The sequence below is a fragment of the Luteitalea sp. genome (genome assembly GCF_044337415.1).
In the GTDB taxonomy this organism is placed as follows: Bacteria; Acidobacteriota; Vicinamibacteria; order Vicinamibacterales; family Vicinamibacteraceae; genus Luteitalea.
Genome location: NZ_JBIINP010000007.1, coordinates 38,381 through 58,763, shown reverse-complemented (window position 1 = coordinate 58,763; position 20,383 = coordinate 38,381). Strand labels below are relative to the sequence as shown.

Annotated in this window: 14 protein-coding genes; 1 reads left to right on the top strand and 13 read right to left on the bottom strand. The window is 72.2% G+C overall.

The window, feature by feature from the left end; all coding sequences use genetic code 11:
* Nucleotides 1-115: 115 nt before the first annotated feature.
* The 12 genes from ACIRDX_RS02670 to ACIRDX_RS02615 form a co-directional block, all read right to left on the bottom strand.
* Nucleotides 116-1,120, bottom strand: coding sequence for a hypothetical protein (locus ACIRDX_RS02670; protein WP_396623853.1), 1,005 nt, complete (start codon nucleotides 1,118-1,120; stop codon nucleotides 116-118).
* Complete coding sequence (locus ACIRDX_RS02665; RefSeq protein WP_396623852.1) at nucleotides 1,117-3,339, bottom strand: hypothetical protein; 2,223 nt, start codon at nucleotides 3,337-3,339, stop codon at nucleotides 1,117-1,119. Before ACIRDX_RS02665 ends, ACIRDX_RS02670 begins: the two co-directional genes overlap by 4 nt.
* A gap of 2 nt (nucleotides 3,340-3,341) precedes the next feature.
* A complete protein-coding gene (locus ACIRDX_RS02660) occupies nucleotides 3,342-6,995 on the bottom strand; it encodes a DUF4175 family protein (protein WP_396623851.1) in 3,654 nt (1,217 codons plus the stop codon).
* Nucleotides 6,992-8,875, bottom strand: coding sequence for a BatA domain-containing protein (locus ACIRDX_RS02655; protein ID WP_396623850.1), 1,884 nt, complete (start codon nucleotides 8,873-8,875; stop codon nucleotides 6,992-6,994). The genes ACIRDX_RS02660 and ACIRDX_RS02655 overlap by 4 nt, the downstream gene beginning before the upstream one ends.
* Before the next feature lie 2 nt (nucleotides 8,876-8,877).
* Nucleotides 8,878-9,786, bottom strand: coding sequence for a DUF58 domain-containing protein (locus ACIRDX_RS02650; RefSeq protein ID WP_396623849.1), 909 nt, complete (start codon nucleotides 9,784-9,786; stop codon nucleotides 8,878-8,880).
* A gap of 5 nt (nucleotides 9,787-9,791) precedes the next feature.
* Nucleotides 9,792-10,820, bottom strand: coding sequence for an AAA family ATPase (locus ACIRDX_RS02645; protein ID WP_396623869.1), 1,029 nt, complete (start codon nucleotides 10,818-10,820; stop codon nucleotides 9,792-9,794).
* 181 nt (nucleotides 10,821-11,001) lie between these two features.
* Nucleotides 11,002-11,808, bottom strand: a complete 807-nt coding sequence (locus ACIRDX_RS02640) for a DUF4159 domain-containing protein (protein ID WP_396623848.1) — start codon at nucleotides 11,806-11,808, stop codon at nucleotides 11,002-11,004.
* Nucleotides 11,805-14,375 (bottom strand): tetratricopeptide repeat protein, encoded by a 2,571-nt coding sequence (locus tag ACIRDX_RS02635; RefSeq protein ID WP_396623847.1) that lies wholly within the window; start codon nucleotides 14,373-14,375, stop codon nucleotides 11,805-11,807. The genes ACIRDX_RS02640 and ACIRDX_RS02635 overlap by 4 nt, the downstream gene beginning before the upstream one ends.
* Nucleotides 14,376-14,554: 179 nt before the next feature.
* Complete coding sequence (locus tag ACIRDX_RS02630) at nucleotides 14,555-15,994, bottom strand: mannosyltransferase family protein (protein ID WP_396623846.1); 1,440 nt, start codon at nucleotides 15,992-15,994, stop codon at nucleotides 14,555-14,557.
* A 26-nt stretch (nucleotides 15,995-16,020) separates the two neighbouring features.
* Complete coding sequence (locus tag ACIRDX_RS02625; protein WP_396623845.1) at nucleotides 16,021-16,545, bottom strand: isoprenylcysteine carboxyl methyltransferase family protein; 525 nt, start codon at nucleotides 16,543-16,545, stop codon at nucleotides 16,021-16,023.
* Nucleotides 16,542-17,687, bottom strand: coding sequence for an NAD(P)/FAD-dependent oxidoreductase (locus tag ACIRDX_RS02620; RefSeq protein WP_396623844.1), 1,146 nt, complete (start codon nucleotides 17,685-17,687; stop codon nucleotides 16,542-16,544). Before ACIRDX_RS02620 ends, ACIRDX_RS02625 begins: the two co-directional genes overlap by 4 nt.
* A 22-nt stretch (nucleotides 17,688-17,709) precedes the next feature.
* Nucleotides 17,710-19,002 (bottom strand): beta-ketoacyl-[acyl-carrier-protein] synthase family protein, encoded by a 1,293-nt coding sequence (locus ACIRDX_RS02615; protein WP_396623843.1) that lies wholly within the window; start codon nucleotides 19,000-19,002, stop codon nucleotides 17,710-17,712.
* A 100-nt stretch (nucleotides 19,003-19,102) separates the two neighbouring features.
* Here ACIRDX_RS02615 and ACIRDX_RS02610 point away from each other — a divergent pair, with 100 nt between their 5' ends.
* On the top strand, nucleotides 19,103-19,762 hold the full coding sequence (locus ACIRDX_RS02610; protein WP_396623842.1) for a methyltransferase family protein: 660 nt from the start codon (nucleotides 19,103-19,105) through the stop codon (nucleotides 19,760-19,762).
* Nucleotides 19,763-19,772: 10 nt separating this feature from the next.
* Here ACIRDX_RS02610 and ACIRDX_RS02605 read toward each other — a convergent pair whose 3' ends face one another.
* A complete protein-coding gene (locus ACIRDX_RS02605; RefSeq protein ID WP_396623841.1) occupies nucleotides 19,773-20,273 on the bottom strand; it encodes a DinB family protein in 501 nt (166 codons plus the stop codon).
* Nucleotides 20,274-20,383 lie beyond the last annotated feature (110 nt).

Sequence of the window (20,383 nt, the reverse complement as noted above, 5' to 3'; positions counted from 1 at the left end):
TGAGCCTTGAGCCTGAAGCCTTGAGCCTACAGCGTGCTCTCCGAGCGTTGAGCCCTCAGCCTTGCCCTGATGCCGAACGCTCTTTGGGCCCTGAGCCTTGGGCCCTGAGCCTGCTCTAGCTCTTGATCCGGCGCCGGATCTCGCGCGAGGTGCGCGCGATGTCGACGATGATGCGCTCGAGATCGCGGGCATAGGCGTCGTCGGGCATGAAGCCCTTCTTGCGCCTGAGTTCGTCGAGTTCGGTCTCGAGCGTGTTGCGCCGCCCGATCAGCAGCGTCACGCTCGGATCGCCCGAGGCGGTGGCCGGGTCCGGGTCGAGGAACAGCCGGCTGGCCAGGAGTCCGTCGTCGCCCGCCTTGGCGAGATCGCGGCCGACGCCGTCGCCGGAGTCGTCGAGCAGCGCCCGCTCCACCGACAGCTGCCCGCGCTGCTGGTAGTAGCGCTTGGACGCGTCAGACGCGTAGGCGAACGCTTCCCAGATCGAGATCCGGCCGTCCTTGTCGAGGTCGGCCTCGGGCGCCTCGGGCGTGAAGGCCGCGACGAAGTGCTCGCCGAACACCGTGTCGTACTTCTGCTGGGGCGAGTCGGTGGCGGTGACGACGACGCGATTGGGGCCCGCGAGGGCCGCAAGGAACGGGAAACTGGCGCTGGCGGTCTGGACGAACACGACACGGCCGGGCAGGCCCTGTAGCGCCTCGCGCCATTCGCTGGCGGTGAGGTCTGGGCCGACGAGGTTGAACTTGGCGTCGACGCCGTCGAACGTGCCATGCCCGAAGAGGACGATGAGCAGCGTGTCGTCGGCGCGCTGCGCCGCCTTCAACGTCCCGATGGCCTGCCTGAGGTTGACGGCGGTGGCGGCCTGCAGACCGTCGGCGGCCTGCTCGGCGAGCACCGTCACGCGCGACGCGGGCACGCCGAAGCGGGTCGTCAGTTGTGCCACGAGCGTTTCCCGCCACTTCTTCTGCCTGCCGGCGTACTCGTCGCTGCCGGCAGCCCCGGAGACCACCAGCACCCGCGACTGTGGCGGCGCCGCGGGCGCCGTGTCCTGCGCGTGCGCGACTGCGGCAGCCAGCCACAGGGTCACGCCCACTGCGCCCGTCACGAAGATTCGCGGAGTCATCGCAATCCCCATCGCCGCCGCAGCGCCCACTCGCTGCCGAGGAGGGCGCAGAGTCCAAGGAAACTCCAGCCATTGTGCCAGAGGTCGCGCTCGACGAGCCGCGCCGTGGGCGACGCCGCCGCCTTGCGGATGCGCGCCGCCAGCCCGTCGAGCTCGTCGGCGTCGAGACGCGCGCCACCCGTCGCCTCCGCGAGGCGCTGGAGCAGCGCGTCGTTGCGGCGCGGGTCCACGAACTCCGGATCGTGGCCGCCAGCGAGCACCTGGACGCTCGCGCGGCCGAGGGAGGTGCCGGCGCGCTGCGCCTCGACATCGAGCCGGTGGACGCCTGCGCCGAGCGCGAGCAGCGTGGCGCGGTAGAGGCCGGGCTCGGCCGGATCGAGCACGGCGGGAATCGTCCGCGTGGCCCCGCCTGGTTCCTCGACGCGCACCTGCACGCTCGCATCGCCGATGGGCTCGTACTCCGGCGAGACCACGCGCACGGCCACGGGCGTGGGCGTCCCGATCGAGGGTGCCTCCACCTCGACGGCGACGCGCGCCGGCGCCTGCACGGCGAGCCAGCGGAGCGCCTGTCGCCAGTACGTTTCGTAGGCGAGATTGGTCGCCGGCAGCCCCATGCGCCACCGCCACGCGCCCTCGCCCGTGAAGACGAGCGTGCGGCCGCGGCCGGCCCGCTGGACGGCCACGAGCGGCTGCGGCTCCCCGGCCGGTCCTGAGACCAGGGCGAGGATCTCGGCACCAGGGCGGGTGCGCCCGACGGCGGCGGCCGCCGCCAGCGACGGCAGCTGGCTCCAGGGTGAGACGGTCGTATCGGTGCCAGGAGCCGGCGCCAGGGCCATCACCGGGTGCCGCTGCCCCGCCGACGTGAGTTCGATCCGCGTGCCCTGCCGCGAACTGGCGGCCGCGGCCGCGTTCACCGCGCCCGCGCCGCGCGCCTCCACGCCCAGCACCCGGCCGAGGTCGGTGCCGATGACGCCGCGCTCGCCGAACGAGCGGGCGCCGATGATGGCCACCCCGCCGCCGCGCTGCTCCACGAAGGCCAGCAGCATCTCGATCTGCTCACGGCTCAGGAAGTCGGCCTCCACGTTGCCGAGCACAATCGCCGCGTAGCGGAACAGCTGCTCGCGGGTCCTGGGAAAGCCGTCCACGAGGGCGCTCGTCCGCGACGCCGCACCCTGCACGTAGAACGTCGGCTCGCCGGTCTCCTTGCGGCCCTTGCGGACGACGATGTCCACGTCGAGCCCCGTGTCGCGGGCGAGCGCGCGGGTGAGGAAGTTGTGTTCGAACCCGGGCGCGCCCTCGAGGATGAGCACCGCGTGCGGGTCGCCCGGCGGCGGCACGAACACGGTCCCGCGGTTGTTGGCCGTGGTGAGCTCACCCGTGACCTCGGCCATGTCGATCCGGTACTCGGTGGCCGCCGATCGCGAGGGTGCGACGCGGAAGCGCTCGCGCACGGGTTGGCTGTTGCCAGGCAGGCGCACCGGCCGCACCTCGATGGGACGGCCGTTCTCGAGCAGCCGGACGTCGACAGTGTCGGGTGGGCCATGCGAGATGAGGCTCGCCGAGACCTCGGCCACCGAGTCGACCACCGACACGTCACTGACCGCCACGTCGCGCACCTCGCGATCGATCACGCTGCCAGACGCGCCTACACCGATCGTGAACACGGGCAGCGTGCCGGCCGACACGGGCAGCGGCGTCGAGGCGGCGCCATCGCTGATCAGGACCATGCCGACGAACTCGCCGGCGGCGGCGCGCTCGGTCATCGCGGTGACGGCGCCGGCGAGGTCGGAACCGCGCCCGCCGCCGGTGAGCGCCTCCTCGCTGGGGATCTCCCGCAGGGCGTCCGCGGCCGCGAAGGTACGCAGGTCGAAGTCGCCTCCCAGCAGCGGCCGCAAGCGGGCGGCGATGAGCTGTCGCGCCCGCTGCAGGCGCGTCTCCGTCCCCTGGGCATCCGGCAGTTGCATCGACCGCGAGTCGTCGACGACGAGTGCCACCGCTCGGCCCGTGGCGGCGGGAGCCGGCTCGAGGCGCACCGGCCGCATCAGGATGAGCGCCACGGCCGCCAGCGCCAGGGTCCGCAGCGCGACGAGCAGCACCCAGCGCGGCGCGGGCAGCAGCGGCCGCGCGTGGCGGTAGGCCGCCACGGCAAACAGCACGAGTGCGACGACACCGAGAACCCAGGCCCAGGCGGGCGGGGCATGCGCGAAACGGATGCCCAATGTCAGCGGGACTCCGGGCGTCGGCTCAGCGACTGGTAGTACCGCACGACCGACTCGGCGTACCGGTCCGGCACCTTGTCGCGCAGCGGGGCCTGCACGCGCTCGGATGCCTCGCGCTCCGCGAGTCGCTGCGCCAGCGTCGCCTCGTACCGATCCATCGCATTGGCAACGCCCTTGCGCAACGACTCCCAGCGGGCGAAGTCCTGCTTGAAGGCTTCCGTGCCCGGCGCGGAACGGCTGAACTCGTGGCCCTCGGGTGTCGCCATCCGCCCGCCGCGATCCTGTCCGCCGTCGCGGCCCTGCACCATGCGCGCGGCCTCCTGCAACTCGCGCGCATACTCCTGCTGCAGCTGGCGCAACTGCTCGAGCGTGTCGCCGGCCTGGCCGCGTCCCTGCCCCTGCGCCGATCCTCGCGAGCCTGCCTGTGCCGACTGCTGCTCACCGGACTGCCCCGGCTGCGACGAGGGCGATGAGCCACGCGCGCCCTGCTGCCCCGCCGTGCGTCCCTGCGTCCCGCCCGGCGTGGGGGCCCCGTTGGCCTCCCGCTCGGCCTGCTGCGCCAGTTGGGCGATGCGCTCCTCGAGCGAACGCAAGCGGTCGCGGAGATCGCGCGTGTCGGACAGGCGCTCCGACAATGCCTGCGTCTCGCCCGTGCCCCGGCCGCTCGCCTGACCGGCCAGCGCCGACACGCGATCGAGCGCACGGGCGGCCTCCCGCTGCTGTCGCGCCAGATCAGTGCCCTGCGGCGTCGCGCCTTCGCGCAACTGCCGCGCCGCCTCCTGCAACTGCTGCGCGGCCTGGCTGCGCTGCAGCTCGCGCGCGGCCTGGCCAAGGGGATCGCGCACCGGATCGGCGCCGCGCGCCAGTTCGCGCACCTGACGCTCGAGCGAGGCCACACGATCGGCAAGCCGTCCCTGTTCGCCGGCCAACTGCCGCCGACGTTCGTTGGCCGCCGCGCCACTCTGCGGCTGGCCGAGTTCGCCGGCCTGCTGGGCCAACTGGCGCTGCGCCTCCGCGAGCTGGCGCGCCTCGAGCTGCACGTCGCCGGCGGCGCGCTGACGCTCGCCTGGCGTGCCGGCCTGCAGTGCCCGCTCGGCATCCCGCAGGGCCTGCGCCGATCGCGAGCCCCGCGCCGCGGCCTGCTCCGGCGACTGCTGCTGCAGCTGCGACGTCGCCTCACCCATCTGCTGCGCGGCCTCCCGCAGTCGATCCCGCGAGGCGTTGGTGGCGCCCTGCGACTGGCCGCCGCCCGACGAGGCCTGCTGGCCCGACTGGCCCTGCGACTGGCTACCCGACTGCCCCGACGCCTGCCCCTGCTGCTCGCCCTGCTGACTGGCCTGCTGCCCCTGCTGTCCGGACTGCTGCCCTTGCTGGCCCTGCTGCTCCTGCTGGCCCTTCTGGCCCTGCTGCCCCTGCTGCATCTGCTGCGCCAGTTGCTGGGCCTCCTGCTGCAGCCGCTGCTGCTCGCGCGTCAGCCGCTCGAGCCGGCGCTTCGCTTCCTCGGCCGTCAGCTGCGAACGTTCCCGCGCCAACTGCTGCTGCTCACGCGCGAGGTCGTCCTGCCGTCGCGCCAACTCGCGGATGCGATCGAGGGCCGACTCGCCCTTGGGGGCGTCCTGCCGCGACTCGACGCTGCTCTGCTGCTGGTAGTTGGTCTGCTGCCGCATCAGCTCCTGGTCGAACAGGGCCGACAGGTCCTCGTTGCCCGACCGCTGGCGGCCACCACCCTGCCCCCCCTGCTGCCGCGCCAGTTGCCGCCGGCGGATCTCCGCCTCGGCCTTCAGCAGTTCGTTCAGCGCCGTCATCTCATGGGTGATGGCACTGCGCGTGTCGAGCTTGTCGAGTTGGGCGACCGCCCGCTCCATCGCCTCGCCTGCCGCCTGCAGCGGCACGGGTGGCGCCTCGGCTTCGGTCGGATCCACCCCACGGCGACGACGAGGCTGGGGGGCTGGCTGGCTCGCGCCCGCCGCCTGCTGCCGCAGCTTGTCGCGGACCTCGGCCTGGGCGCGGCCGACGGCCCTGATGTCGGACGCCGACCGCCCGCCCGAGGCGCGACGTTCCAGCTTCCAGGTCGCCGACACCACATCCTTCTGGGCGGCCACGAGGTCGTCCATCTCGCCACCGCCACCGCCGCCGCCCGCCATGGCGCTGCTCTGCGCCGCGGTGAACTCCTGCGCCGTCGGCTTGATCTCGAGGAAGAAGATGTCGCTGCGCGCCTCGGTCGAGCGCTTGCCCCGGCCGATGTCGCGGGCACGGGCGTAGTAGCTGACGAAGTCGCCCGGCTTGACGTCGAGATCCTCGAGGTAAATCGTGTGGGCGCCGCTCACGGCCGTCGAGCCACCGTTGCCGCCGAGGGGCACCACCTTCTCGGGGCCGCCGCGCACGGCGTACACCAACTCGAGTGCCTGTACGCCGTAGTCGTCCTCGGCGCGGGCCTGCAACGTCACTTCCTCGAGCCGCGTTGCACCGCGATCGCCGGCCGGCCTGATGATGCGGACGTCCGGCGGACGGTCGTCCATCACGCGCACGAAGTACTCGGTGTCCTCGCCGTTGCCGATCGCATCCGTGTCGGTGAGGGCGATGCGGTAGGCACCATCGCGCGCCACGGTGAACGCCACTTCACCGGCCTTCTCGCCCACCAGGGCCAGCGGCAAGGCGCGGGCGCCCTCGCCGTCGGTGGCGCGCAGTTCGGCGGCGCGCAGCGGCTTGCTCGTGCGCACGCGGACGGTCACCGTGGTGCCAGCCGGCGCGTAGATGTCGCCGGTGTCGGTTTCGGTGCGCGGCTTCAGACCAGAGAACGACGGGTAGACGTACGCCAGGTCGATGCCTTCCACGCGCGGGCGATCGAGGGCCTCCACCCGGAAGTCGTCCGACCGGAGCCCCCCGGCGACCACGCGGTACGCGAAGCTGCGGTCGATCGCCGGCAGGCGCACTTCGTACGTCCCGTCGGGCCGGCGCGTGAACGCACCCGCCGCGCGGGCGCCCTCGCCCTCCACCTGCAGCACGGGCGCCGCGACGTCGAGATCGCGTGGCGCCCCGTCGATCAGGGCGGTGATCGTGAGGGGCGTGCCCTTGACGAGGCGCTGGTGCCCCGGCGTGACGCGCAACGTCAGCACGGGCGGCGCCACGACGAAGCGGGCGGTGCGAGCCGCGCGCACGGCGGTCGGCGCGGCCAGGCCCGCCGCCACCAGGACGGCCGCCACGGCACCGCCGGCCCACAGCAGGGCCCGACGCCTGTCGTCCGGATCGACGACCCGCGCCTCGTCCAGGCGCGTGAGCGCCTCGGCGGCATCGGCCTGCACGATCGGTCCGAGCGGGCTCTGCTCGACGGCCGGATCGAGCGCCGTGCGCAGGGTCGCCTCGAGTTCGGGGCACTGCTCTTCCACCAGCCGGGCCATCCGCTCGGCCGTCGGGTGTGCCGCCGCGCGGGCCCGGAGCCACCAGGCGGCCCACACAACCACGCCGCCAACCAGGGCGCCCGACGCGAGCAGGGGCCAGCGGCCGAGCGGCCGCAGGCGATCCACGAGCGCCCAGGCCAGCAGCACACCGGCGACCACCGCCACCGTCCGGGCCGCCACGCGCAGCCAGCGCACGCGCCACCAGGCGCGCGAGAGTCCCTCGAGCGAGCGACGAACCGGATCCAGTGCAGGACTCACGACACTTCCTCCGCAGCGACACGGGGCCGACGCGCGAGCACGCTCTCCGCGAGGAGGGTCAGCCCGAGCAGCGCGATCCCGTAGCGCCACAATCCCTGGTCGCGCTCGAGGCGAGACGCCTCCACGCGTGCGACACGCACCTCGTCGGCGGGCGGACGCGCGATCGCCTGCGCGAACTCCTCGACGCCCACGAGGGCCTGATCGGCCTCGGAGACGTCGACGTTCACCGCCGCCTCCTGCCCACGCGGCCCGACCGGCCAGATGCCCGGGCGCTGGTAGCGCGGGTCCTCGATGGTGGCCAGCGCGACACGCGTGCCCGCGCCCTCACCGAGCAGGTGACGCGCCACCTCGCCGATCAGCGGCACGAAGGCCGGCTGAACCGGCAGGTTGTTCCACTGGCGCCCGAGATCGGTCGCGAGCACCAACAGGTGTCCTGTGCCGACCCGCGCCTCGGCCATCGCGGGCCGCCCATCCCCGAACCGCACGATGGTGGTCGCCGGCGCGCCGACCCCCATGGTGCACGCCTGTGCGACGTCGGTGCGGGCCAGATCCTGCCGGGCCTCGCCAAGCGCCGCCAGCACCGGGTGCCGGGGGTCCTGCACCACGAAGCTGCCCGGTGTCCCCGTGCGCCCATCGTCACCGGCGAGCGTGATGCCGAACGGGCGCGTGACGACGTCGGCCACGCGCGGGTCGAGCCCGGGACCACAGACGACAATCAGGCGACCGCCCTCGCGCACGAACGGCTCCAGCGTGGCGACCGCGCGGCGGTCGATGCCGGTTGCCGACAACCAAATCACGAGTTCGCCGGTGCGCTGGGCCAGCGCCTCTCGGCCGAGCGCAGCCGCGCCAGTCGCCACGTCGACGGCGACACCGGTCGACGGTGACGACCCGAGCGCGCCGAACGCGCGCTCCACGAACAGGGCCCGCGGCCGGTCGACCTCGTCGCCGACCAGCACCTGCACGCGCGTGGGCGCCACGTCGCGCAGCACCGCGTGCCGCTCGTTGTCGGCCGGGAAGCCCCCGCCGTGGTCCACGCGGGCGACGAAGCCGCCCGGCGCATGCGGCCCAGGAAACAGCATCTCGCGCGAGACGCCGCCATCGAGCGTCAGCCGCTGCGCAGCGGTCGCGCCGCCGGGCCGCCCGAGCGTCACCGTGAGCGCCGCCGGCGTCTGCCCCGCGTTGCTGACCACGACCCGGGCCTGCTCCCGCGTCATCGCGAGGTCGCGAATCAGCACGTTGTCGACGCGCGCACCGACCGCCCGCACATCCAGCTGCACGTTGTCGGGCAAGCTCGTGGTGCCGCGAGACCAGCCGCGGGCCTGCATGTCGGTGACGATGACGATGCGCCCGGGTCGGCCGTCGAGCAACCCGCGCGCGGCTTCGATGGGCCCGGCGTAGCGCGTCGCGCCAGGGCCGGCCGCCAGTGCCGCCAGTTGCCCCCGCACCGCACCGTGGTCCGTGCTGGGTTCGGCGACCACCTGGGCGCGATCGGCGAACGTGACCAGCCCCACCGGCGTCGCGCCAGTCAGGCCGTCGAGCACGGTGGTGGCCGCCGCGCGCGCCGCGTCGAGCCGGCCCGGGGCGCCCATGCTGTAGGACACGTCGACCGCGATGACGACGGGCGGCGCCGCCTCGGTGCTGCCGCGCAGGTACGGGCGCGCGAAGGCGAACGCGAGCAGCGCCAGGGCAATCACGCGCAGCAGCAGGAGCCACGGGTCCTGGATGCGCTGGCGCTCCTGGCGCTCGATGGTGCGCTTCTGCAGGAACCGCACGGCGGTGAACGGCACCGGCGGCGCCACCTCGCGCCGGAACAGGTGCAGCAGCACCGGCACGGCGATCGCCGCCAGGCCCGCGAGGAAGAGTGGTGCGAGCAGGCCCACGGCTACAGGGTCCTCCCGCGGGCGCCGAGCCAGCCGAGCAGCGACAGGTCGAGGGGCTCGCTGGTGCGGGCCAGCTGGTAGTCCACGCCGGCGCCGCGCAGCTCGGTGACGTAGGCCTCGCGCCACGCACCGACCGCGTCGAGGTACGCCTGGCGGGCCGACGCGCCATGCGTGAGGATTTCCTCACCCGTCTCGACGTCGCGGAAGGTGCCCGCCTGTTCGAACGGGAAGGTCAGCTCCGCCTCGTCGAGCACGTGGAAGACGACCACCTCCATGCCCCGCGCGCGCAGCAACCGGAGCCCCTCCACCACCCGCGCCTGGTCGTCGAGCAGATCCGAGCACACCACGATCAGGCCGCGCCGTCGCAGGCGATCGGTGACCTGCTTGAGCGCCGTCGCCGTGTCCGACGCGGCACCAGGCCTGGCGTGGTCGAGGGCCACCAGCAGGCGCGTGAGCTGCCCGGCCTTGACCGCCGACGGCACGTAGTCGCGCAGCCGGTCGTCGTACAGGCCCAGGCCCACCGCGTCGCGCTGGCCCGTGAGCAGGTACGCGAGCGCCGCCGTGAGGCACTGCGCATACTGCAGCTTGGTCATGCCGCTGCCGCTGCGGTAGGCCATCGACGCGCTCGTGTCGACGAGCAGTTGCACCTCGACGTTGGTGTCGTGCTCGAACTTCTTGACGTAGTGGCGATCGCTCCGCGCGTACACCTTCCAGTCGACCGTGGATGGGTCGTCGCCCGGCATGTACTGCCGGTACTCGGCGAACTCCACGCTCGATCCCCGGAAGGGGCTCCGGTGCAGGCCGAGCAGCAGGCCCTCGACGATGGTGCGGGCCTTGAGCTCGAGCGTGCCGAGGCCCGCCACCACCTCCGGCGACAGGAACCGCGACGGGCCCGGCGCGGACAGGGCCATGGCGGTCAGGCCAGCCCGCTGGAGGGCGGCGTGATGCGCTCGAGCAGACGCGCGACGACCGCGTCGGTGGTGAGCCCTTCGGACTCGGCCTGGAAGTTGATGAGCACGCGGTGGCGGAACACCGGTGCGGCCAGGGTGCGGATGTCGTCGGGCGTGACGAATGCGCGGCCCAGGGTCAGCGCCCGCGCCTTGGCGCCGAGCACCAGCGCCTGCGAGGCGCGCAGGCCGGCGCCCCACTTCACGTACTTCTTGACGAAATCCGGCACGTCCGGCTGCGTCGGGCGCGTCGCCGCCGACAGGCGCACCGCGTACCGCGCCACGTCTTCCGCGATCACCACGTGCCGCACGAGCTGCTGAATCTGGAGGATGTCCTCGCGCGACAGCACGCGCTGCGGCGTCTCGCGCCGCACGCCCGTCGTCTGCGTCACGACCGTCACCTCGTCGTCTTCCGGGAGGTAGGTCATCACGATGTTGAACAGGAAGCGATCGAGCTGGGCTTCCGGCAGCGGGTACGTGCCCTCGAGCTCGATGGGATTCTGCGTGGCCAGCACGAAGAACGGCGGCTCGAGTTCGTAGCTGCGCCCCGCGGCCGTGACATGCCCCTCCTGCATCGCCTCGAGGAGCGCCGCCTGCGTCTTGGGCGGCGTGCGGTTGATCTCGTCGGCCAGCAGCAGCTGCGTGAACACGGGCCCGCGCACGAACCGGAGCGCGCGGATCCCGTCGGTCTCGTCGAGGACCTCGGTGCCCGTGATGTCGGACGGCATCAGGTCGGGGGTGAACTGGATACGCCTGAACCCGAGGTCGAGAATCTGCGCCAGCGTGCGCACGAGCAGCGTCTTGGCCAACCCGGGCACGCCGGTCAGCAGGCAGTGCCCGCCGGCAAACAGCGCCGCGAGCACGAGGTCCACCGAGGCCTCCTGCCCGATCACCACCTTGCGCAACTCGGTCAGGACGCGGGTGCGGCTGTCGGCCACCCGGGCGACGAGCGCCCGGGCTTCGTCGGCGGTGAGGGACTGGGGCGTCTGCTGCGCGATGTCGTTCACTCGATCCTCGAAGGAAGGCTCAGGGCTCAGGGCTCAGAAATCTTGGCGACGGCCCGGGCCTCTCGACCCGGGGTCTCGACATCCCGATGACGGGCTCAACTCTCCCGCACGATTCTGCCCCCTGGACTCATCAGTATGCTCTCTGAGTCCTGAGCCCTGAGCCTTGAGCCTGCTAGTGCGTCAGCGTGTAGATGACCTCGTTGATCATCATGCGGTACGCCTGCGCGGTGTGTTGTATGTACCCTGGGTACTGCTCGGCGTTGGACCACTCCCAGCCATCGCCCATGTCGGTGTTCCAGTTCATGAGCACCATGGCCCGCCCGTTGTCGTCCTCGATGGCGCGCAGTTCCGGGTTCACGCCGCCCTTCTCCCACGTGCGCCCGGCGAAGAACGATCCCAGCCCCGGCACCTGCGGAAAGCCGTCGAGCTGGTAGAAGCACGAGAAGATCGGGTGCGAGGGCGGCAGCGTGATCACCTTGCGCTCCGGGAAGACCCGCTTCATCTCCTGCACGACGTTGTCCATCTCGATGTCGCCGTGGAAGTCGTCCATCACGGCCGTGCCGCCGCGCAGGAGGAACTCCCGCAGGATCGGCACCTCCGACTCCTTCAGGCGCAGCGTGCCGGGCTCGACGAAATAGACCCACGGATGGTTGAACAGCTCGGGGTCCTCGATCCGGAGCACGACCGGCTCGCCGACGTCGATGTTGGTCACCGACCGCAGCCGCCGCGACAGGTTCTGCTCCGCCGCCGGGCCGTCGATCGCCCAGGAGTCGCTCCAGTACCGCGCGCGGAACTGCTGCGCGTTGTGGGCGTCGTAGCGGATGCGGGTGAACTGCCACCGCAGGCCGGCGAATCGCGGGTCGCTGTCCTGCCCGAGTTGGGCCCACACGCGCGGCAGCAGCGCCGGCACGAGCAGTGCGAGGGCGAGCACGCCCATCGCCAGCGCAACGCGCACGCCGTTCGGTCCAGGGCGCCTCATGGCCGCGGGGCTCCCGCGCCGCCGTCCACGATCTGCAAGAGCAACTCCTGCGCCCGCTCATGGCGTGGCGTGGTCTCGAGGGCCTTGATGAGGTGACGCTTGGCGTCGTCGCGCTGTCCCGAGCGGAGCGTGGCCTCGGCCAGCGAGGTCAGGGCCTCGGCCGGGTTGGCAGGCCCGGCATCGACGGCCGCCTGCAGCTCACGCAGGGCCGTCGGGAGGTCGCCCCGCGAGAGGGCGAGCTCGCCGAGGGCCGTGTGCGCCCCCGGATCGAAGGGGTCGATCTCGATCACCCGCTCAGCCGCGCGCTGCCGCAACGCGGCGTCGTCGCCGCCGCGTGCCTGCGCGACGAGTTGGCGCAGTGTCGACACGGCCGTATGGTCGCGGTCGAGCACCTCGACCATGTACCGTCGCGCGTCGGCGCCGTTGTCCTGCTTCAGCGCGGTCGACGCCAGCAGACGCCACGGACTCGCCTCGCCCGACGCGAACGGCACGAGGGCGGCCGCGCGCTCCAGGACCACACGCGCGCCGTCGAGGTCGCCGAGGCGCAGCAGCGGCGAGGCGGCCACCATCTGCAGCCGGAAGTTGCCGGCATGCGCGTCCGCAAACGCCTTCCAGTCGGCTGCTGTCGCCGTGCGGCCCGGCGGCGGCGCGTCCACCTCGGTCAGGGCGGGCACGAAGGCGCCGTACTTCTGCTTCACGTAGGCATCGAACTCCGGCTGCAGCGTCTCCCACGTGCGCCCGTAGGCGCGCGTCAGCGCCGCGCCATCGTCGAGCCCCTCACCGAAGCTCCGCACGAAGGCCTGCAGCTTCGCGTCACCCTGCGTCTCGACCAGGTACGCCACCAGCACCGACGCCTGCTGGTACGCGAGATTGATCGTCTCGACCTTCGCGAACCCGCTGTTGAGGTCCTTCAGCGGCAGGAGGCGCCCCGCTGCGTACGCCTGCGCGAACAGCAACTCCGACTCGCGGCCCCAGCCCGCCCGCGCCCGCGTTTCCTCGAACGTGGAGATTCCCTCACTGAGCCAGCGTGGCAGCCGGTTGCCTGACATCTGCAGGGTGATGACGTGCGCCAGTTCGTGCCACAGGACGGCAGCCCAGTTGAACGTGCCCGGCGGACGCGCCTTGGGCGAGTCCATCGTGACCACCTTGCCGAAGCACGCACCGAGCGCGCCGAGCATGCCGGGCAGGCCCATGGTGCGCACCGCGAAGTCGTCGTGGCGCGGGAATACCTCGACCAGAATCGGTCCCTGTGGCGTGAACGCGTAGCGCTTGGAGAGCGTCGCCAGCGCCTCCTCGGCCAGCGGCACCAGGTAGGGCTGCAGCACGGGCGCCTCGGCCTCGTGCAGGCGGACGACCAGGTTGCCGGCCGGGACCGACACGAACTTCTCGAGCCCGTCGAGCATCGTCAGCAGGTTGTAGGTGACGGCGTCGAAGGGATCCTTCGTGAACGACGCATCGAGGGCCGCGCGCGCCGCGACTTCGTCGCCCGTGCGCAGCAGGTGCAGGCCCAGCGAGGCCTGCGCCCGGCTGTTCTCCGGATCGAAGGCCACCGCCTGTCGCAGGAACCGCACCGCCTCGTCGAACCGATACTGGCGGGCCACACGCTCGCCGATGATTCGCGGCACGTCCGGGTTGCGCGGGCGCACGGCCATCGCGCGCGTCGTGAACGCCGCCACATCGTCGGGCCGGTCCTCGATCTGGGCGATCGCGGCCGAGAGGGCCAGCGCCTCGATGTGGCGGGGGTTGAGTCCCAGCACCCGGTCGAGGCCAGGGCGCGCGTCGCCGCGCCGACTGGCGTCGAGCGCCTCGGCGGCCAGCAGCACGAGCGCGTCGGGGTTGGCCGGGTCGATCTCCAGCGCCTGCCGGGCGGCGGCCTCCGCCGCCGTCGGATTGCTGTCGGCCAGGGACCGCGCCAGCCCGATGATCGCCGGCACGTAGCGCGGATCGGCCTTCAGCGCCGTCTCGTACGAGGAGCGCGCCTCGGCCTCGTTGAACTTCTCCAGGAACAGGTCGCCCCATCGCGCGTGCATCTGCGCGTCGTCGGGCGACATGTTGGTCGCGCTCTGGAAGTAGGAATTGGCCAGGCGGACCTGCGTGAGCGCCTGGGCGGCGCGCGCCGCTCGGCCGATGGCCGCGCCGGTCCGCTGGACCTGCCCGGCTCGCAGGATGGCCGACCACAACGGCACGGCCTCCTCGCGACGACCGAGGTAGGTCAGCAGTTCGCCGAGGGCGATGGCCGGTTCGCCAGTGGGCTGATCGACCAGAGACGCACGATAGGCCTGCTCGGCTTCGTCGTGCGCACCGCGACGTTCCGCCGCGCGTCCACGGATGTAGGCCGCCGCCCAGGGCTCACCGGACGACTTGGCGAGGGCCTCGTCGAACCGCCCCTCGACGAGCGGGGTTCGCCAGGCCGGCACCAGCTCGGCGGCCGGCTCACTGGCCGCAGGCTGCTGCGAGACGCCCGGCGTGACGATGCGCGGGACCGTGAAGGCCGGGGCCTGCGCCTGCGCGTCGAGCACGACCGCCGACAGGCACACGCCGCCGGCGATGCATCCGATGCGGGTCATGGACCGCATCGCCTGGCGGGCTGACAAGGCGCCCGTGGCGTACCACCGCGTCATCTGCGCCTGTGCCCGCATTATATGCACACGCTCCCACGCGACAGGACCCGGCGGAGACCCCACGTCCCCGACGCCACGTGTTCAGTTGGACGTACCGCGCGTCCGATCGGATGGCGTCATGACGCTCAATACACCTCTCGCCATGTGAAGTGCACGACGGCGAGGGCGATCTGGAGACCGAATCCTGCCAGCAGGACCTGCTGGAGCACCGGGCCCCGCAGGCGCCACCCCAGATAGACGAACAACGGAAACAGGGTGGACGTGACGCGACCGAGCGACAGGAACCCGCCCATGAAGAGCGGCGGCAGGACCGTGACGAGCAGGAACGCGCTCCAGGCCCACCCGATCCGTCGTCCGAGTGGCCAGCTCACGGCCAGGACCAGGAACGTCGCCGCCATGTTGAGCAACTCCACGGCGTGGACGACGCTGTAGCTGTAGAGCCCGAGCGACTGCAGGTCGCGCCAGCGCTGCAGCGCCAGCACGTGCACGCCGGAGAACCGACGTCCCCACGCGCCGTGCGCCTTCATCCAGAGGAACCACTCGCCCGTGTGCGACCACAGGAACGCCGTGAAGCCGAGCATCCCGAGGCCGGCGCAGGCGGCCGTCGGGAGCGCCGCCGCAAGCGTCTGCCACCGCCATCCATCGCGACGCCACATGTCGAGGGCCAGCAGGCCGAGCGGGACGCTCAACAGGCACCCATTGGGGCGCGACAGCCCCGCGACGAGCCCGAACGCGGCCGCCGGCCACCAGCGGCGCGCCTGGAAATGCCACGCGGCGCCCGTGGCGCAGAGCAGGAACAGCCCTTCCGTGTAGACGGCGCCGTAGAAGAACGCGAATGGATACGTCGCGGTGAGTCCCACCGCCGCGACGGCGGCCGCATCGTCGCCCGTCAGGTCCCGCGCGAGGCGGAAGAGATAGACCAGGCCCCAGGTGAACGACAGGAGGGAGACGAGGTAGCCGGCGTGCAGGAGGCGCACCTGGCGACGCTCGGTGAAGGCGGCGAAGCTGTCGGTCGGGTCTTCGGGCGAACCCCACCGCGCGCCCAGCAAGGCGGCGGTCGCGCGGACCGTCAGCGGATAGGCCGGGAAGAACGCCACGTTGGTCTGCGTCTTCGCGTTGCCCCAGTAGTTGTAGCCATTCTCGGCGATCGTGACGTACCACCCCGCATCCCACCGGCCGAACAGGTTGCGGAACTCGTTGTCCGAGAAGCGGAACGGCGGTGCGCCTTGCGGATAGCCGACGAGAACGACCGCCAGGTAGGTGGCATACAGCGCCACGAGTCGCGTCGTGACCACCCAGGGCAGTGCCGTCTTCAGTCCCGTGTCGGCGCGCAGGCTGCGCCATCGCTCGGCGATGCGCCCCCACCAGGTGTCCTGTCGCCAGACCCAGGCGCGCACGGCGAGGAGCCCGAGGGCGGCCAGGCCCAGCCGCCACGGCGAACCGGCCGTGATGCGCAGGTCGCCGAAACGGACGCGCAGCCCGCCCGTCAGGACCGCAGCCAGCAGCAGGACGATGGCGAGCGCAATGGCGCCATCGAGCCACCGAATCCACAAAGGACGACGCACGGGAGCGCCGGAGTCCACATCACGGGTCATGCGCCGCGCGCCAGGTCGAGTGCGCGTTCCTCGACGCGAATCCGCCACAAGAGAATCAGGCCGAACATCACGCCGAACAGGGTACCGGTGATCGGCGCACGCATCCACCACGCGATCCCCAGGACCTCGAGCACGACGCCGACGTAGTTGGGATGGCGGAGCCACCGGTAGATGCCCGTCGTGACCAGGGGCTCACCGGGCAGCACCAGCACGCGGAAGCTCCAGCGGTCGCCCAGCGTCGCGATGGCCAGGTACTTGAGACACTTGCCGACCACGAAGATCAGGAGCCCGGCCATGGCGGGCGCCGACCACGAGACGCCTCGCCACCAGCCCTCGAGGCACACCGCGAGGAACCCGGCCGGATAGACGACCCGCATCCACGGATAGCTGCCGTCGGGCACCACCCGGCCCCCACGCGCGCGCAGCCGCGCCTCGTTGGCCGACGCCACCAGCGCCTCGATGCCCATGGTGCCGAAGGCCAGGAGCACGGCCACGAGCGGCATGGTGGACGGCGCGCTCACGCGGCCCTCCCGCGGGCGTCCGTGACGTCGCCGGCCGTAGCGATGACCAGGCGCAGCACGGCGGGCGCGATCGACGCGCCGAACGCCCCGAGTCGCACGCCCATCGGCGACCCGACGAGCGTCCGCAAGGCGCGATTGAAGCGCAGCTTGGCACCGAAGGCGTGGCGCCGGTCCTGCGCGAGCCGCGCCAGCACGCACGCATCGTCGCCGGCGTCGGCGACGATGGCTTCGGCGGCCAGGGCCCCACCGCGGATCGCCAGGTGCAGGCCGTCGCCCGTCATCGGGTCGACGAATCCCGACGCATCGCCGGCCAACAGCAGTCCGGGCGTGCCGACGCCCTTGGCGTCGACCGCGAGCGGCCCCAGGGTGACGACAGGGCCGACCTGCCGGGCCCGACGGCATCGGTCACCCAGTACGGGGTCGTCCGCCACGAGACTCCACAGGCGTTGCTGCGGGGCGGCCATGCCCCGGCGGTCGGCGGTCACCAGGCACAGGTTGGCCAGGCCGCCCTCGCCAGGAGCGACGCCGATGTAGTACCCCGGTCGCACGTGCATCTCGCCGTGGAGCCCGATGCCCTCGACGCCTTCTGCGTAGGTCCCGACGGCCCAGCGGCGCGGGTGCCTGGGATGGCCAATCAGGCCCAGCGCGAGCGCCAGAGGCGAGCGGCGGCCGTCGGCCGCGATCGTCCAGCGAGCCGTCTGCACCGACACGCGTCCCGTCGTGTCTCGCAGCACGACGCCACACACGCGGCCCTGCTCCATCACCGGCGCCGACACGCGCACTCCCGTCTGCACGTCGACCCCCGCGGCCGCAGCGGCCTCGATCAGGTGGGCATCGAGCCTGGCGCGGGACCACGCGCGCCCGACCAGGCCCTCGCCATAGCGGCCGGCGATCGACACGCCCGCGCCACCGGTGACGAGCATGCCGTCCAGTGGACGTCCGTGCGCCACGACGGGGCCAGCGAGCCCGAGACGCTCCAGGAAGGCCATCGCGCCGGGGTTGAGCGTGTCGCCGCAGAGCTTGTGCCTGGGAAACGTCTCGCGCTCCAGCAGCACGACGCGCGCGCCGGCGCGGGCGAGGGTGAGCGCGGTCACGGCGCCTGCGGGGCCACCGCCGGAGACCACGACATCGCAGTGGGTCATGCGGGACATGGCATGAGGACGGTCACGACGCGCGGCCCAGCACCACCGCGCTGTTCTTGGAGCCGAACCCGAGGCAGTTGCACAGGGCCGCCTCGACCTCGGCGGCACGCCCCTGGATGGCCAGGACGTCCATGTCGCAGGCCGAGTCCTGCGCGTGGACGTTGATGGTCGGCGGCAGGAAGCCCCGCTGCAGCGCCAGTGCCGTCGTCACGATGCCGCACGCGCCGCTCGCGCCTTGCGGGTGGCCGACCATCGACTTGGTCGACGAGCCAGGCAGGCGTTCCGCGTGCCCGGCGAACACCTCGCGGACGCAGCGAATCTCGATCGCGTCGTTCAACTGCGTCGACGTCCCGTGGAAGTTGACGTACCCGATCGACTCAGGCGCGCGCCCGGCGCGGTCGAGGGCCATCCGCATGGCCCGGACGATCTGCTCGCCCTCCGGATCCATCTGCACACGGTGGTACGCGTCGCAGGTCGAGCCGTAGCCCTCCACGACAGCGTAGATGCGCGCGCCGCGCGCTCGTGCCCGGTCCTCGCGTTCGAGGACGTACATCCACGCGCCCTCGCCGAGCACGAAGCCGTCGCGGTCCTTGTCGAAGGGCCGCGAGGCCTCGGCGGGCGCGTCGTTGAACGCCGTCGAGACGACGCGCATCCGCGAGAAGCCGTAGATCATGCCCGGCGTGAGGCAGGCATCGACGCCACCGCAGAGGAGCACGTCGGCCTCGCCGGCGCGAAGCAGGCCCAGCGCGTAACCGGTGGCATCGGTCGAACTGGTGCACCCGGTCGACAGCACGTGGCTGATGCCGTGGGCCTGGAGCGCCATCGAGATCTCGCTCGACAGCATGCCGCAGATGGACAGGGGAATCGCGTACGGGGTGACACGCTTCAGCCCGTCGGTGAAGAACTCGCGGTACTGCTTCTCGCCGAGTTCGATGCCGCCGCCTCCGGTGCCGATGATGACGCCCGAGCCGGGTTCGCCGACGCGCAAGCCGGCGTCGGCCCACGCCTCGCGGGCGGCGATCACACCGGCGAGCGAGGCGCGCGAGTAGCGCCGGGCCTCGGCGCGCTCGCGGAGCACGTCGTCGGCGCCGCGCCCGGCCGCACCGGGATGGGCCTCGAGAGAAGGCGCATCGTCGATGGACAGGGACGGCAGCGGAGCCGCCACGTGGCAGGCGTAGGGAGTCGGATCGAACTCGTCGATCCGGCGCGTGGCGCTGACGCCGCGCCGTACGTGATCCCAGAAGCATTCGCGTCCGGCGCCGAACGGCGACGCGACGCCGATGCCCGAGATCACGATGCGGGAAGCAGACCGCATGGGTCGCACTATACTATGCGGCCCAGAGCTCGACGTGCCCGCATCCGCTTCTCCTTCCGCGCCTGTCCGGGCTCTGCAATGGACCGGTGCCGTCCTCTTCGTGATCTCGCTCGCGATGGGCGGCCGCGCGTACTTCCAGCACTTCGACGTCGTGGCCCCAGCCGGCACGAGTGCCCTGCCGGCCGCCGCGATCGACGTGCTGTTGTTCTCGGCGTTCGCGCTGCATCACAGCGTGCTCGCGCGCACACCGCTCAAGCACTGGCTGCACGCGCGCGTCGGCCCCGATGTCGAGCGGGCCGGCTACGTGATCCTCGCCAGCGTGCTGTTCCTCGCGTGCACATGGGCCTGGCAGCCCCTGCCCGGCACGTGGTATGCGCTGACCGGCGTGTGGTGGTGGGTGGGTGCGGGCGTGCAGGCTGCAGGCGTCCTCGTGACGCTACTGGCGGCGCGCACGCTGAGCCTGAAGGAGCTGATGGGACTCGACCCGGCACGACAGGCCCGCCCCACGGCCACGCCGGCAACACTCGAGACGCGCGGACTCTATCGCGTCGTGCGCCATCCCATCTACTTCGGCTGGGTCCTGTTCGTCGCAGGCGCGCCGCTCATGACCTCCACGCGCCTGCTCTTCGCCGTGGTCAGCGTGCTCTACCTGGTCGTCGCGATCCCGTTCGAGGAACGGAGCCTGGCCGAGAACTTCGGCGAGCAGTATCGGGCCTACTGCCGCCAGGTGCGATGGCGGATGGTGCCGGGCATCTACTGAACGATTCAGCCTAAAGCGTCTGCAAGTGGTGCTCGACGTGGCCGGCGATGATCCACGCCAGGGCGCGCACCGTGATCGGATGGCCGCTGGCCACGCCGCGTCGGGAGGCCGCCTCCTCGGGCAGGCTCTCCACCAGGGCGAGCGTGGCGCGGCGCACGGCGGCGAACTCGTCGAGGGCCTGTGCCAGCGTGCGGCGCGACGAGGCCGCCTCGCGTGCCCAGACGTCCTGCTCGAATCCGGGCAGCGCCGCCGTATCGCCTCGCGCGAATGACAGCAGTCGATACGAGAAGACCCGCTCGGTGTCGCTCAGGTGCGTGAGCAGATCGAGCAGGGACCACTTGCCCGGCGCGAGTGGCAGGGCCGCTCGCTCTTCAGCGACGCTGTCGAGTCGCGCCGCCAGTTCACCCGGCTGCGCGTAGAGCCGCTCCAGCCACGCCCCATCGGGCACCTTGGCCACATAGGTCGCATAGAACGCACCGTACTCGTCGGCTTCGGGACGCAGGGCCAGCATGGCCGGATGATAACGCCGCCGCAGGGGCAACCCGCTGATAGACTGGCCGAAACGGCAGGCGCGCCACCGTTCCGCCCCCTGGCGTCGGGGCCACCCCGGCCAATCGCCCG